Here is a 12996-nt window from a genome sequence, read left to right on the forward strand (position 1 = left end):
ACCACAATCTAGCTGGCCGGCCGTGCGCCTTCTCCCCTCAGATGGGAGAAGAACCCTTTATGTTGCCCAGGGGCCTACCGGCCGCTACGGGGCTCGGCTTGCGGTGAGCAGGTAGAAGCCAAGCTGTTTTGACGCTGGTCGGTGGGTCGGGCGCTGGGCGCCGATGCCCTTGGAGGCGAAATAAAGGAGGAGGGGGCGGCCGAAGGCCGACGCCGGAGGACATTCGCCCGAAGGGGCATGGGGGACCAGCGCCCGATCCACCAACAGCCGCGCCTGGGGAGGTTCACAGCGCGTTTCTGCCTGCCACGCCGCTGGCACAAGAACCGCTTCTGTCTATCGCGACAGCATCAAGCGCGTCATGACCAGCTGCCGATGCCGGGGCCGATCCGATGGCGACATCCGGCGGCCCGCAGCCATTGCGGTAGCGGCACCGCGCCTGCCCGCGATGGTTTTGGAGCCACGCCGGAAGCGGGTTACACTGCCCGGCTCGCCACTCAGGCCATGATTTTTCCCATGCTGCAGAAACTTCGCGACAAGACCTCGGGCTGGATCGTTACCGTGATCCTGGGGCTGCTGATGATTCCGTTCCTGTTCGTGATCGACTCCAGCTACCTCGGTGGCGTGGGTGCGCAGAACGTGGCCAAGGTGGCAGCGCCGCCGACGTGGTGGCGCTCGGCGCCGGCATGGTGGCCGATGTCGTTCCTTTGGCAGCACCACGAGATCAGCTCGCAGGACTTCCGCGTGCGTTTCGAACAGGCGCGCCAGCAGGCCCGCCAGGAGCAGGGCGAGGACTTCGACCCGCGCCATTTCGAAAGCACCGAGAACAAACTGGCCGTGCTCGACCAGATGATCGACGAGCAGGTCGTGCGCCTGGCCGGCGAACAGTCCGGCATCGTGATTGGCGACAACGCCGTACGCGAGTACATCGCCGCGATCCCGGCGTTCGTGGGTCCCGATGGCAAGTTCAGCGACACCCAGTACCGCCTGGCGCTGGCCGGTGGCAATCCGCCGCGCACCCCGACCCAGTTCGAGGCGCTGGTGCGCGAGAGCATCCAGCAGTCGGTGATCCCGTCGGCGCTGCAGTTGTCCGGTTTCGCCACTGCCGCTGAAACCGAGCGCCTGCTCAAGCTGCTGGGCGAAACCCGCGACGTTGAACTGGCCGCGCTGCCGGAACTGCCGGCCGATACCGCCGAAGTCACCGACGCGCAGATCAAGCAGTGGTACGACAGCCATATCAAGGACTTCCGCCAGCCGGAAACCGTGTCGCTGGAATACGTGGAAATCAACGGTGCCACCCTGCCGGCCGCCACCGCGGCCGACGAGGCGACCCTGCGCAAGCGCTATGCCGATGAAAAGGCACGCTTTGCCACGCCGGAACAGCGCCTGGCCTCGCACATCCTGATCGCCGCCGATGGCAGTGATCCGGCCAAGCTGAAAGCCGCCGAAGAAAAGGCGAACCGCATCGCCGCCGACGCCAAGAAGCCGGGTGCCGACTTCGCCGCGCTGGCCAAAGCCAACTCTGAAGACCCCGGTTCCAAGGAACACGGTGGCGATCTGGGGTGGGTCGAGCGTGGCGCGATGGTCAAGCCGTTCGAAGACGCGTTGTTTGCGATGCAGGCCGGTGAAGTGACCGGTCCGGTCAAGACCGACTTCGGTTACCACGTGCTGCTGCTGCGCGAAAAGAAGGGGGGCGAGAGCCGTTCGTTCGAAGAAGTGCGCGACCAGCTGGCCGCCGAGCAGCTCAAGGCCGACAACGAGCGCGCCTTCACCGATCTGAGCGGTCGCCTGGTGGATCTGGTCTACAAGAACCCGACCTCGCTGGAAGGCCCGGCCAAGGAGATGGGCCTGCCGGTGCAGACGCTGGGGCCGTTCACCCGCACCACCGCCAGCGGCATCGCCGCCAATCCGGCCGTGCTGCGCGCCGCGTTCTCCGACATCCTCACCCAGGACGGCACGGTCAGCGACCCGATCGAGATCGCACCGAACCACAACGTGATGATCCGGGTGACCGACCACAGCCCGGAACAGGCGCTGCCGTTGGTCAAGGCGCGTGAGCAGGTGATTGCCGCGATCCGTACCGACCGTGGCCGCCAGGCCTCGGAGAAGGCCGCTGACGCGCTGCTGGCCAAGCTCAAGGCCGGGCAGACCCTGCAGGCGCTCGCGGTCAGCGAGAAGCTGCAGGTGAGCCCGCTGCCGGGCCTGCCGCGCACCCAGCCGGTCCCGACCCCGGAGATCAACCGTGCCGTGTTCGGCGCGCAGGCACCGACCGAAGGCAAGCCGAGCTACGGCAAGGTCGCCGTGCAGGGCCGTTACCTGGTGTACGCGGTCACCAAGGTGACCCCGGCCAACCTGGCCGAGGTCCAGCCGGAGCAGAAAAAGGCCTTCACCGATCAGCTGAACCAGATCGATGGCATGGCCGCAGCCAAGGCCTACATCGACGCGATGCGCAAGCATTACAAGGTGCAGACCGAAGAGGCGAACCTGTAACCGACCCGGTTGCAGTGGCAGCAGAAGGCCCGGCATTGCCGGGCCTTCTGCGTTGTGGAGGGTAGGGCAGGGCGGGGCGCCAGGTTTCAGGCGAGTGAGGTCGGAAGCCAGAGGATCGAGGCCAACCGCACAACGGCTGATGCGAGTGCGAGTGCCAGTGCCAGTGCGCCTTCGGCCATGGTCCTGCCGACACCCGCATCCCGTGCCCGGGTCGGCAGTCGGCCGCGGGGCGGCTCCGAGCCGCCTCGCGTGGACCATCAGGTGCGCCAGCCACCTCGCGCGCCAGCGCGCTGCGCCGCATCCTCGACGATGTGCTCCGCTCGGGTTCCGTTAGGTCTCGCCCAGGCAACCGCCCATCCGGCTGATCGGCGGGATCGCGCGCTGCCCCGAACCGGCGCTTCGGCCCTTGGCGCGGCCCCGCAACGAGACGCAGAACCCGGAAACGACGATGCCCGGCATCGCCGGGCATCGCAGGTACCGCTCTGGATCCCCGGGCAACCCCGTCAATCCTCCACGCGCAACACCGCGCCGGGCTTCAGCACGCTGCTGCCGTTGAGCCCATTGAGTGACAACAGGGCCTTCAGCGGCATGCCATAGCGACGGGCGATCGTCCACGGCGACTCGCCGTCGCGGACGGTATGGCGGCGGCTACGCGGGCGATCGGCGCTGCTGGCCACGGTCCGCGCCACGCGCGGTGCCGGTGCCTCGGCCTTGGCCGACGGCGCTGTCGTATCGACGGGGGTGGGGCTGTCGGCGGCGGCGACTGTCGCCATTACCGCTGCGCTGGCGTCCACCGGCGCGTGGCTGGCCGGGGCCAGCACGGTGACCTGGCCGCTCGGACGACCCTTGCCGCTGGCCAAGGCCGGGTTGAGCCGCGCGATCCGCGCCGGGTCCAGGGAGCGCTGTGCGGCCCACTGTTGGACGCTGGTGCCGGCCGGCAGGGTGTGCCCCTTGAGCACCGGCACGGTGCGGTCCAGCGAGGCCATCACGCCCGGCTTGGTTTCAGCTGTTTCCAGCACGCAGGCCAGCGCGTGCAGCTTCTCGACGTAGGCGTAGGTGATCGGCGACAGCCCCGGCAGCTCGGCTGGCCGCGCGTTCTGCGCGTTCATGCCGGCCTTGCGCAACGACTGCAGGACGCGGTACTCGCCGGCGTTGTAGGCCATCGTGGCCAGGCGCCAGTCGCCGCCGAACATGCCATGCAGGGTCTTGAGGTAACGCACCGCGGCCTGGGTGGAGTCCACCGCCGACAGGCGGCCGTCGTACCCGGCGGTCATCTGGACCCGGTGGTTCTTGGCGGTGGTGGCGATGAACTGCCACAGCCCGGCCGGGCCGCTGCCGTTGCGGGCATTGGGCCGATAGCCGCTTTCCACGAACGGGATCAGCGCGAACTCGGTGGGCAGGTTCGAGCGACGCAGCTCTTCGACCACATAGCCGAACAGCACCAGGGCGTCATCGTCCTGGTTGGCCAGCCGCGACGGGGCGTGGGCGAACTGTTTCTGCCAACGCGGGCTGGTGGCCTCGGCGTTGCAGGTGGGTTCGGCCAGGCCTTCCCGGAAGCTGGCGAAGATCTCCTGCCCGTTGCGCACCGAAACCGGCGGCAGGGCGGCGGGGTCCAGTGGCAGCTGCGAGAGCCCGGCCACGTTCTGCGACATTCCCGCACTCAACGACTGGGCGCTCGCGCCACCGGCAAGGGCAAGTCCTAGGCCGAGCGCGAGCGGCAACAATCGCCGGCTCATGTACGGAATCCGTCTTTCCAGCCGCGCAGACCTGCGACGACATCGACTTCATCGGTGACGGGGCGACCCAGGTGGGCACTGACGGCCTGCTGGATCGAGGGAAAACGGGTGCGCAGGAACGGATTGCATTCCAGCTCGCTGGCCAGTGTTACCGGCAGCGTGGGGCGGTCATCGCGGCGCATGGCCAGGGCCTCCTCATGGCGCTGCAGCAACGCAGCGTTGGTGGGGTCGACGTGCCGCGCGAAGACGGCATTTGACACGGTGTATTCGTGCCCGCAACACAACAGCAGGTGCGGGGGCAGGGACGCCAGCTTGTGCAGGGATGCCTGCAGCTGGGACGGCGTACCTTCGAACATGCGACCACAGCCCAGGCTGAACAGCGCGTCCCCACTGAAAAGATGTTCAGCGGTGTGAAACGCGACATGCGACCGGGTGTGACCGGGCACGGATACTACGTGGAACGTCTGGCCCAATGCCTGAACGTGTTCACCTTCGCCTACCCGATGCGTCGCCATCGGCATGCGCGGATCGTGTGGCGCGTATACCGCAAGCCCCGGATACCGGCCCTGCAGCTCGGTCACGCCGCCGATGTGGTCGTCGTGGTGGTGGGTGAGAAGAATCGCCTCAGGCGTCCATCCCTGCTGCGCTGCGGCAGCCAGAACCGGCGATGCCTGGCCCGGGTCGACCACGACCGCGCGGCCGTCGTCGGCGACCAGGGCCCAGATGTAGTTGTCCGCAAATGCGGGTAGGGCAGTGAGTCGCATAGAATTGGACCATGCCCGCCCCGCCGAGCCCCCGTCAAGCGTCAGTCGCATCCTGGTTTGATACTGAACCGGCACAAGTGCTGTGCCAGCTGGAGTTGCAGCACCTGATGCCCCTGCTCGCCGAGCACCCGGTGACGCCCTGGCTGTGGGTGGCGCCGACCGCCGCGTGGGCGGCCCTGCCCAGCCTGCCTGGGCGTGGGCTGCGCCTATACCGTGACGGCGCCGGATTTGCCGGCGATGCCCACTGCGGTCTGCCCCTGCCGCTGCCGAGCGAGAGCGTCAACGCGATCGTGCTCCAGCACGTCACCGCCCGCGACGCCGAACAGCTGATCGACGAATGTGCACGGGTGCTGATGCCCGGCGGCCGGCTCTGGCTGTCCACCCTCAACCCGTTCAGCCCGTATCGCCGCCAATGGCGCCACCACGGGCTGGTGGTGCGCAGCCCGCAGCGGCTCCGGCATACCTTGGAGCGGTGCGGGCTGGCCTGCCAGGACGTGACCTACCTGGGACCGATGTGGCACGACCGGGCACCCGGCCACCGCAGCCTCGCACTGCTGCGCGCGGCGTGCCTGTTCAGCGCCGAGAAACGCACCCTGGCCTTGCCGGGACCTACGCCACTGCCGGTCCGCCAATGGCACGGCACCGTGGCGACCTGATCTGGAATGCAATGAAGACCATAGAAATACACACCGACGGTTCCTGCCTCGGCAATCCCGGCCCCGGCGGCTGGGCGGCACTGCTGCGCTACAACGCGCACGAGCGCGAGCTGAGCGGCGGCGAAGCGCACACCACCAACAACCGGATGGAGCTGATGGCCGCCATCTCCGGGTTGGAGGCGCTGAGCGAGCCGTGCAACATCGTGCTGTTCACCGATTCCCAGTACGTGCGCCAGGGCCTGACCGAGTGGATGCCGGGCTGGATCCGCAAGAACTGGAAGACCGCCGGTGGCGCTCCGGTCAAGAACCGCGAACTGTGGGAGCGCCTGCACGCGGCCACCCTCATGCACACCATCGACTGGCGTTGGGTGAAGGGCCATTCCGGTGACCCGGACAACGAGCGGGTGGACCAGCTGGCGCGCGATGCCGCGATCCGGATCCGCGCCGCCGGCCCGGTACACTGAGCCCATGCGTCAGATCATCCTCGATACCGAAACCACCGGCCTGGAGTGGCGAAAGGGCAACCGCATCGTCGAAATCGGCTGTGTGGAACTGCTCGAACGCCGCCCCAGCGGCAACAACTACCACCAGTACATCAAGCCGGACTGCGAGTTCGAACAGGGCGCGCAGGAAGTCACCGGGCTGACCCTGGACTTCCTGGCCGACAAGCCCGACTTCGCGCAGATCGCCGATGAGTTCCTCGCCTTCATCGATGGCGCCGAACTGATCATCCACAACGCCGCGTTCGACATCGGCTTCCTGGACAACGAGCTGTCGCTGCTCGGCGACCACTACGGCAAGATCACCGACCGCTGCACGGTGATCGATACGCTGAAGATGGCGCGCGAGCGCTTCCCGGGCCAGCGTAATTCGCTGGACGCACTGTGCCGGCGGCTGGGCGTGGACAATGCGCATCGCCAGTTGCACGGCGGCCTGCTCGATGCCCAGATCCTGGGCGATGTGTACATCGCACTGACCTCGGGCCAGGAAGAAATCGGCTTCGGTTCGGCCGACGAAGCCAAGGGCGGCACCGCGCACGCGCAGGCGTTCGACACCTCGCGCCTGCTACCGCGCCCCCGTGTGGTGGCAACCGCCTCCGAGCTGGAAGCGCACGAGGCGCGCCTGGCCAAGCTGCGCAAGAAGGCCGGCCATGCGATATGGGACGGCGAGCGCGAGATGGCCGAAGCGGGCTGACATCGGCGCGACTCACCTGGCGGTACGGGCCGCTCCAGGCGTCGATCTTCACGGGTAGAGCCACGCCCTGCGTGGCTGCCTTTTGTTCGGCGACCCTCAAGGGTTGGACGCCGCCTGCTCGGCCAGCGCCCATCCAACCGGCGTATCGAACCGTCCACCGCCCCGCAACCCGTCAGTCCTCAGTGGCAACGCACCAGGATCACGGTGATGTTGTCCGAACCGCCGCCATCGAGCGCGGCGGCGACCAGGGTATCCACGCATTCCTGCGCGCTGGCGTCGTCAAAAGCCAGCGTGCTGGCGATGCCCTTGTCTTCCACTTCCTCGGTCAGCCCGTCGCTGCACAGCAGCAGCTGCATGCCCGGGCGCAGTTCGCCGGTGGTGGTGGCGACGTTGAGGTGGGCCGGGTCGGTCACGCCCAGCGCCTGGGTCACCACGTTGCGGTGCGGGTGCGCACGCGCCTGTTCGGCAGTCAGGTTGCCCTGGGCGACCAGTTCCTGGACCACGCTGTGGTCCTGGCTGAGCTGGGCCAGCTGGCCATCGCGCCACAGGTAGGCGCGGCTGTCGCCGACCCAGGCCACTTCGTAGCGGTTGCCCTGGACGCGCGCGGCGACCACGGTAGTGCCCATCGGCAGGCTGTCATTGCGCCGCCGCGAGGTGCGGATGATTTCCTCGTCGGCGACCCGGATCGCATGCGCCAGCGACGCGCCCTGGCGGATCTCGCGCACGATGGTCTCGCGCGCCAGCGCGCTGGCGACTTCGCCGCAGGCGTGCCCGCCCATGCCGTCGGCCACCAGCCACAACGCCAGTTCGCCATCGCCGTAGTAGGTGTCCTCGTTGAGGTCACGGCGCAGGCCGGGGTGGGTCAGGTGTCCGAATTCGATCATGGGGTGGCTGCAGGCAAGGGGACGTTGCGGGGGAGAACGGCATGATCGCGGCCCGCCGGACATCCGGCAAGGTATCCATACAGAAGAAATTCACTTCCGCTGCAAACGAATGACTTGTCGCCGACGCGTCCTGCCCGTATCATTCGCCTCCCGGTTCGCCGGGACCATCTGGAGAGGTGGCAGAGCGGTTGAATGTACCTGACTCGAAATCAGGCAGGCGTTTATAGCGCCTCGGGGGTTCGAATCCCCCCCTCTCCGCCAGATCAAAAGAAAAGGGCTGCCCGGTGGGCAGCCCTTTTCTTTTGATCTGGCGCGGGATGCGACGGCGCGTTGCGCCGTCGCCCCAAACGCCGCGTCGCAGCGTTTGGGCCCGGTCCCTTTGCCTGCCTCTCCCCGCCCCTGTCGGGGCAGCCCCTCAACAGAGGGGCTTGTGCCACCAGTGGGGAGTGCGCCACCTGACGGCAGGATGAGAAACGCGGGGACAGTGCGTCAGGCAGCCCACCTGTGTTCTACGCCGGGTCCGCTAAACTGCCCGTCTCATGTAACGGATCTCCCCCATGACCGCTGAAATTCTGGTTCCTGTTTCCTTTGGCGAGCTGCTGGACAAGATCTCGATCCTGCAGATCAAGTCCGAGCGCATCGACGATGCCGCCAAGCTGGCCAACATCCATGCCGAGCTGAGCGCGCTGGACAAGACCTGGATGGCGCACCCGGCGGCGGTGAAGGACATCGCGCGTCTGCGTGCCGACCTGAAGGCGGTCAACGAGCGGCTGTGGGACATCGAGGACAACATCCGCCTGCAGGACAAGGCGCAGGCCTTCGACGAGAACTTCGTCGCGCTGGCCCGCAGCGTGTACCTGCAGAACGACGAGCGTGCCCGGATCAAGAAGGCGATCAACCTGGCGCTGGGCTCGGGTTACGTCGAAGAGAAGTCGTACAAGGATTACGCACCCAGGGGCGCGTAACTCCGTCGGCCTGCGATGCGCAGGTGGTAATGCCGGCCGCTGGCCGGCAACCCCGCAATGCCCGGCCCCGCTTGACCGCGCAGCGTCAATTGCGCCGGTCAGGCCGGGCGATGATCGGCGACATACCGCTCGAACGCGGCGATGCCGTCTTCGACGGTGATCAGCTGCATCACATCGTCGAACTCGACCTTGGTGCCCCATTTCAGTTCGCTGGCCGGCTTGCCGAGGAACCTGCGCGCGGCATCGTCATAGCGGTCCACGCAGTAACGGCGGTCCGAATACGGGCCACTGCGCGCCGGATTGCTGGCCGCATGCAGGCCCAGCACCTTGGTGCCCATGGCGTTGGCGATGTGCATCGGGCCCGAGTCGGGCGTCATCACCAGCGCGGCGCGGGCCAGCAGGGCCGGCAGCTGCTTGAGTGTGTCCTTGCCGACCAGGTCCAGCGCGGGAGTGTGCAGCTGGGCCAGGATGGCGTCGGTCATGTCGCGCTCCAGCGCGCTGCGCCCACCGCACAGCACCACCTGCCAGCCGCGCGCGCTGGCATGGTTGGCCACGGCGGCGTAGCGGTCGGCATACCAGTTGCGGCGCACATGGCTGGAGCAGGGCGAGATCATCAGCACCGGGCGGCCATCGTCCTCCCATTGCGCCTGCGCCCAGTCGACCGCCGCCGGCGGCACGGCCAGGTCCCAGCTGACCTCGGTCTGGGCAATGCCGAGCGGCTCGCCGAAACTGCCGATCGCATCGAGTACATGGATGCCGGGGCGGTCGGGGATGCGTTCGTTGATGAAAAGTCCGTGAAGGTCCTTCGAGCGCGCCTTGTCGTAGCCGATCCTGCGCCTGGCGGGTACGAAGGCGGAGAGCACGTTGGCGCGGAAGGCCACCTGCATCTGCAGCAGCGCCTCGAAACGCCCCGGCGGGAACGTCGCGCGCAGCGCGCGCATCCCGGCCAGCCCGGTCTTCTTGTCGTAGGGGTGGAACACCACGCCGGGCAGCCCGTCGAGCAGTTTGTGACCGGCCTTGTCGATGATCCAGTGCAGTGGCGTGCCTGGCCTGGCCTTCTGCAGGGTCCGCACCAGCGGCACCACGTGGGTGACGTCGCCCAGTGCGGACAAACGCAAAAGACACAAGGAAGAGGACGCTGATGCCATGGTGTTGTTAGACTCGAAGTAATGGTCGCATTCGACGCCACTGAAGCGCTGACGCCTTGCCGTGATGGACGCGGCATGGGTGCCATTCTGTTCGACCGGGAACGGCTGCGGCAAGCCGAGATCGGTCTGTTCTCGCCAGCCCACTGGGCCGAGCGGGCGCGGCCGGTCGGGGACGGCGGCCGGGGCGGTGCGTGGTTCGTCGATGCGCCCTTCGGCCAATGCGTGCTGCGGCTGTACCTGCGCGGCGGCATGGCGGCCAAGCTGAGCCGCGATCAGTACCTGTGGCGCGGCGCCAACCGCACCCGCAGCTTCGCCGAATTCCGCCTGATGCGCGCACTGCGCGCGTTGAAACTGCCGGTGCCGCAGCCGATCGCCGCGTTCTACATGCGCGATGGCATGCGCTACCGGGCCGCGATCCTGATGGAGCGGCTGGAAGGGGTGCGCTCACTTGCCGACCGCGCGCTGGTGGCCGGACGGGGCGCACCGTGGGAGGAAACCGGCCGGCTGATCGCGCGGTTCCATCGCGCCGGCCTGGACCATGCCGACCTCAACGCGCACAACATCCTGTTCGATGCCAACGGCCATGGCTGGCTGATCGATTTCGACCGTTGCGTGCAGCGTATTCCCGCCACCCGTTGGCGCGAAAAGAACCTCAAGCGCCTGCTGCGTTCGCTGATCAAGCTGCGCGGCGAGCGCAGCCAGGACGATGTGGAAAAAGATTACGCACGGCTGCGCCGTGCCTACGACCTGGCCTGGAACCGGGGGTACTGATGTCCTGGGCGCTGCGTTTCATGGGGGTCGGCAATGCGTCGGCCGTCGAGCTCGGCTCGCCGATGGCGGTGATCGAACGCGAGGGCCGGCCGTGGCTGACCATCGACTGCGGTGGCGAGGGTCTGACCGCGTTCCAGGCGCAGTACGGGCATGTCCCGCAGGCGCTGTTCGTCACCCACGTGCACCTGGACCATGTGGCCGGTTTCGAGCGGTTGTTCGTCGATGCCTTTTTCTCGCCGCAACGGCGCGGTCGCATCCGCCTGTATGTGCCGGCCACGGTAGTGCCGCTGCTGCATAAACGGGTGGCCGATTATCCGAACGTGCTGGCCGAGGGCGGCGCCAATTTCTGGGACGCCTTCCAGTTGATCGTGGTCGGCGATGCGTTCTGGCACGACGGTGTGCGGCTGGAGGTGTTCCCGGTGCGTCACCATTGGCCGGAAACCGCCTACGGCCTGCGCCTGAAGGGCGCGATCACCTGGAGCGGCGATACCCGCCCGATTCCGGAGATGCTGGCCCGCTATGCCGACGACAACGAACTGATCGCCCACGACTGTGGCCTGCATGGCAATCCCTCGCATACCGGGGTGGATGATCTGGAGCGCGAGTACAGCCGTGAGTTGCAGTCGCGGATGATGCTGTACCACTACGCCAGCCATGCCGACGGACAGGCATTGCGCCAGCGCGGGCATCGCGTCGCGCTGCCGGGCGAATGCGTGGCGCTGGCTACGCCGACGGCGATGCACGTGCTGGCCCAGGATCCACCTTGAGCATGCCGCGCGCGTCCAACGCCGCCGCACTTGCCGCCCATCTCGAAGCGCTCGAGCGCGCCCTGCATGACCCGGTCGTCCGCGGCGATGTGGCGCGCCTGGCGGCGCTGCTTGATGCGGACTTCAGTGAAATCGGCAGCTCAGGCACTTGTTACGGGCGCGCCTCGGCGCTGGTCGACATCCCGGCCGAACGGACCGCAGTGCAGATCGAGTCTGACGACTATGCCGTGAGCCTGCTCGCCCCGACCGTGGCGCAGGTGCGGTATCGGAGCTGGTATGTGATCGACGGCGTGCGCCAGCGCGAGGTGCTGCGTAGTTCGCTTTGGCGTCTGCGCGAGGATGCCTGGCGTGTGGTGTTCCACCAGGGCACGCCAACGGCGCCTTGAGCGGCAGCGTCTCGACAGGAAAACCGGGGCCGGAAAAGGTGGCGGCCCCGCCGGCTTGCCTCGGCGCCCGCGTCGATCGATACCGTTGCTGCCTTCCGGCCCTGGCGGGATTTTCGACCTAGCGTCGCGAGGGGCCGACGGGGCCACCATAGAGACGTTCCGCACGCGGGGCGATCAGGGATCGGCGCTCGGCGTGGGAAGCTGTACTGCAGGAGCGTGCCCCCGTAGTGCAGTCGCGCATTCTAGCGCATGCGCGGCACGCAGTGCCAGATACTCGCCTGAATCACCTGTAGCCAACATCATGGCCCGGCGCCCATTGGCGTGGCGTGGCGCTAAAATGGCCGGTACAGGAGGAACGACCTCCCCCGCATCGGGAACAACGTCCAGGACGACCTGGCCCCCATCAAGGAGGGCCGTATGGCCTGGATCTATCTGTTGGCAGCCGGTGTACTGGAAATTGTCTGGGCGTTCGCGATGAAGCAGTCCGACGGCTTCAGCAAGCTCACCCCGTCGATCATCACCCTGGTCACCATGATTGCCAGCTTCTGGCTGTTGTCACTGGCCATGCGCACGCTGCCGTTGGGCACGGCATACACGATCTGGACCGGCATCGGCGCGGTCGGCGCGTTCGTCATCGGTATCACCTTCCTCGGCGAAACCGTCAGCGCAATGCGGATTGCCGCGGCGGTGCTGATCGTGAGCGGATTGGTGCTGATGAAGCTGTCGAGCAGTTGACCCCGGGTAGAGCCACGCCATGCGTGGCTGACGCTTGTGGTGGCGCCGCTCAGCGTGGCGCCAACGGGCGTTCCATGTGCACCGCATCCAGGCCGGGACCGTGGCCATCGGGCACGATCGCGGTCACGATGAAGCCCTGTGCAGCGTAGAAACCCCGGGTGTGCTGGCTGGTGCTCAGGGTCAGGCGACGCACGCCGAGGGCACGTGCCCGCGCTACGCGCGCCAGCGCCAGGATGTTGCCCAGGCCCTGGCGGTGCAGGCTGCTGTCGACCATGCCCCAGCAGAATGCAGCCGTGTCCTCATCGGTCCGCATCAGCCCGCCGCAGGCAGCAATCCGGCCGGCACGCTCCACCACCAGGTAATCCTGCGCGCGCTCGCGTTGCAGCAGGTAGTTGGAGAAATCCCTGCGTTCGTGGGCGCCGAAGTAGTACGGCACGTTGCTGTCGAATATCTCCAGACAGGCGCTTGCATCGGGAGTGGCGAAGAGGCGAAGGGTGGACACG

14 protein-coding genes, 1 tRNA gene and 1 other RNA gene are annotated in these 12996 nt (G+C 67.4%); 10 read left to right on the forward strand and 6 right to left on the reverse strand.

Going from position 1 to position 12996, the window contains the following annotated elements:
* Positions 1 to 513 precede the first annotated feature (513 nt).
* The gene (locus tag NR101_RS12545; RefSeq protein ID WP_256775644.1) at positions 514 to 2487 is read left to right on the forward strand and encodes a peptidyl-prolyl cis-trans isomerase; all 1974 of its coding nucleotides are present in this window, start codon (positions 514 to 516) and stop codon (positions 2485 to 2487) included.
* A 503-nt stretch (positions 2488 to 2990) separates the two neighbouring features.
* Here NR101_RS12545 and NR101_RS12550 read toward each other — a convergent pair.
* Both NR101_RS12550 and gloB read right to left on the reverse strand, forming a co-directional pair.
* Complete coding sequence (locus NR101_RS12550) at positions 2991 to 4223, reverse strand: lytic transglycosylase domain-containing protein (protein WP_256775645.1); 1233 nt, start codon at positions 4221 to 4223, stop codon at positions 2991 to 2993.
* Positions 4220 to 4987 carry a hydroxyacylglutathione hydrolase gene (gloB, locus tag NR101_RS12555; RefSeq protein ID WP_256775646.1) on the reverse strand — a complete coding sequence of 256 codons (768 nt, stop codon included), beginning with the start codon at positions 4985 to 4987 and terminating at the stop codon, positions 4220 to 4222. Before gloB ends, NR101_RS12550 begins: the two co-directional genes overlap by 4 nt.
* An 11-nt stretch (positions 4988 to 4998) precedes the next feature.
* Between gloB and NR101_RS12560 the strand changes: the two genes are divergently transcribed.
* The 3 genes from NR101_RS12560 to dnaQ are packed head-to-tail and all read left to right on the forward strand — an operon-like array spanning position 4999 to position 6837.
* Entirely contained in the window at positions 4999 to 5643 is a 645-nt protein-coding gene (locus tag NR101_RS12560; RefSeq protein WP_256775647.1) for a methyltransferase domain-containing protein, read from the forward strand.
* 11 nt (positions 5644 to 5654) lie between these two features.
* Entirely contained in the window at positions 5655 to 6107 is a 453-nt protein-coding gene (rnhA, locus tag NR101_RS12565; RefSeq protein WP_256775648.1) for a ribonuclease HI, read from the forward strand.
* A 4-nt stretch (positions 6108 to 6111) separates the two neighbouring features.
* Positions 6112 to 6837, forward strand: a complete 726-nt coding sequence (dnaQ, locus tag NR101_RS12570; RefSeq protein WP_256775649.1) for a DNA polymerase III subunit epsilon — start codon at positions 6112 to 6114, stop codon at positions 6835 to 6837.
* 179 nt (positions 6838 to 7016) lie between these two features.
* Here dnaQ and NR101_RS12575 read toward each other — a convergent pair whose 3' ends face one another.
* Positions 7017 to 7721 (reverse strand): protein phosphatase 2C domain-containing protein, encoded by a 705-nt coding sequence (locus NR101_RS12575; RefSeq protein WP_256775650.1) that lies wholly within the window; start codon positions 7719 to 7721, stop codon positions 7017 to 7019.
* A 170-nt stretch (positions 7722 to 7891) separates the two neighbouring features.
* Here NR101_RS12575 and NR101_RS12580 point away from each other — a divergent pair.
* Together NR101_RS12580 and NR101_RS12585 are read left to right on the forward strand one after the other, a co-directional pair.
* Positions 7892 to 7982 (forward strand) — tRNA-Ser (locus tag NR101_RS12580).
* 296 nt (positions 7983 to 8278) lie between these two features.
* Complete coding sequence (locus NR101_RS12585; protein ID WP_256775651.1) at positions 8279 to 8686, forward strand: DUF6165 family protein; 408 nt, start codon at positions 8279 to 8281, stop codon at positions 8684 to 8686.
* Positions 8687 to 8784: 98 nt separating this feature from the next.
* Here NR101_RS12585 and NR101_RS12590 read toward each other — a convergent pair whose 3' ends face one another.
* On the reverse strand, positions 8785 to 9834 hold the full coding sequence (locus NR101_RS12590) for a glycosyltransferase family 9 protein (RefSeq protein ID WP_256775652.1): 1050 nt from the start codon (positions 9832 to 9834) through the stop codon (positions 8785 to 8787).
* 21 nt (positions 9835 to 9855) lie between these two features.
* On the opposite strand from NR101_RS12590, the gene NR101_RS12595 reads away from it, so the two are divergent.
* Genes NR101_RS12595 through NR101_RS12605 form a run of 3 tightly spaced genes read left to right on the forward strand, consistent with a single transcriptional unit; the run spans position 9856 to position 11758 of the window.
* On the forward strand, positions 9856 to 10605 hold the full coding sequence (locus tag NR101_RS12595) for a 3-deoxy-D-manno-octulosonic acid kinase (RefSeq protein WP_256775653.1): 750 nt from the start codon (positions 9856 to 9858) through the stop codon (positions 10603 to 10605).
* Positions 10605 to 11372 (forward strand): MBL fold metallo-hydrolase, encoded by a 768-nt coding sequence (locus NR101_RS12600; protein ID WP_256775654.1) that lies wholly within the window; start codon positions 10605 to 10607, stop codon positions 11370 to 11372. The genes NR101_RS12595 and NR101_RS12600 overlap by 1 nt, the downstream gene beginning before the upstream one ends.
* Positions 11373 to 11374: 2 nt before the next feature.
* Positions 11375 to 11758 carry a nuclear transport factor 2 family protein gene (locus tag NR101_RS12605; RefSeq protein ID WP_256775655.1) on the forward strand — a complete coding sequence of 128 codons (384 nt, stop codon included), beginning with the start codon at positions 11375 to 11377 and terminating at the stop codon, positions 11756 to 11758.
* Positions 11759 to 11802: 44 nt separating this feature from the next.
* On the opposite strand, the gene ffs is transcribed toward NR101_RS12605, so the two are convergent.
* Positions 11803 to 11899, reverse strand: an RNA gene (gene ffs / locus NR101_RS12610) — signal recognition particle sRNA small type.
* Positions 11900 to 12175: 276 nt separating this feature from the next.
* Between ffs and NR101_RS12615 the strand changes: the two genes are divergently transcribed.
* A complete protein-coding gene (locus NR101_RS12615) occupies positions 12176 to 12493 on the forward strand; it encodes a multidrug efflux SMR transporter (RefSeq protein ID WP_256775656.1) in 318 nt (105 codons plus the stop codon).
* Positions 12494 to 12542: 49 nt separating this feature from the next.
* Here the strand turns inward: NR101_RS12615 and NR101_RS12620 are convergent, their stop codons facing one another.
* Entirely contained in the window at positions 12543 to 12995 is a 453-nt protein-coding gene (locus NR101_RS12620) for a GNAT family N-acetyltransferase (protein ID WP_256775657.1), read from the reverse strand.
* Position 12996 lies beyond the last annotated feature (1 nt).

It is taken from the genome of Stenotrophomonas sp. Ste86, from assembly GCF_024519465.1.
Classification (GTDB): Bacteria; Pseudomonadota; Gammaproteobacteria; order Xanthomonadales; family Xanthomonadaceae; genus Stenotrophomonas.

Coding starts and splice junctions, on each gene's coding strand:
- NR101_RS12560 (WP_256775647.1), top strand. CDS start 4,999: ATGCCCGCCCCGCCGAGCCCCCGTCAAGCGTCAGTCGCATCCTGGTTT.
- NR101_RS12605 (WP_256775655.1), top strand. CDS start 11,375: ATGCCGCGCGCGTCCAACGCCGCCGCACTTGCCGCCCATCTCGAAGCG.
- NR101_RS12590 (WP_256775652.1), bottom strand. CDS start 9,834: ATGGCATCAGCGTCCTCTTCCTTGTGTCTTTTGCGTTTGTCCGCACTG.
- gloB (WP_256775646.1), bottom strand. CDS start 4,987: ATGCGACTCACTGCCCTACCCGCATTTGCGGACAACTACATCTGGGCC.
- NR101_RS12615 (WP_256775656.1), top strand. CDS start 12,176: ATGGCCTGGATCTATCTGTTGGCAGCCGGTGTACTGGAAATTGTCTGG.
- NR101_RS12550 (WP_256775645.1), bottom strand. CDS start 4,223: ATGAGCCGGCGATTGTTGCCGCTCGCGCTCGGCCTAGGACTTGCCCTT.
- NR101_RS12545 (WP_256775644.1), top strand. CDS start 514: ATGCTGCAGAAACTTCGCGACAAGACCTCGGGCTGGATCGTTACCGTG.
- NR101_RS12600 (WP_256775654.1), top strand. CDS start 10,605: ATGTCCTGGGCGCTGCGTTTCATGGGGGTCGGCAATGCGTCGGCCGTC.
- dnaQ (WP_256775649.1), top strand. CDS start 6,112: ATGCGTCAGATCATCCTCGATACCGAAACCACCGGCCTGGAGTGGCGA.
- rnhA (WP_256775648.1), top strand. CDS start 5,655: ATGAAGACCATAGAAATACACACCGACGGTTCCTGCCTCGGCAATCCC.
- NR101_RS12595 (WP_256775653.1), top strand. CDS start 9,856: ATGGTCGCATTCGACGCCACTGAAGCGCTGACGCCTTGCCGTGATGGA.
- NR101_RS12575 (WP_256775650.1), bottom strand. CDS start 7,721: ATGATCGAATTCGGACACCTGACCCACCCCGGCCTGCGCCGTGACCTC.
- NR101_RS12585 (WP_256775651.1), top strand. CDS start 8,279: ATGACCGCTGAAATTCTGGTTCCTGTTTCCTTTGGCGAGCTGCTGGAC.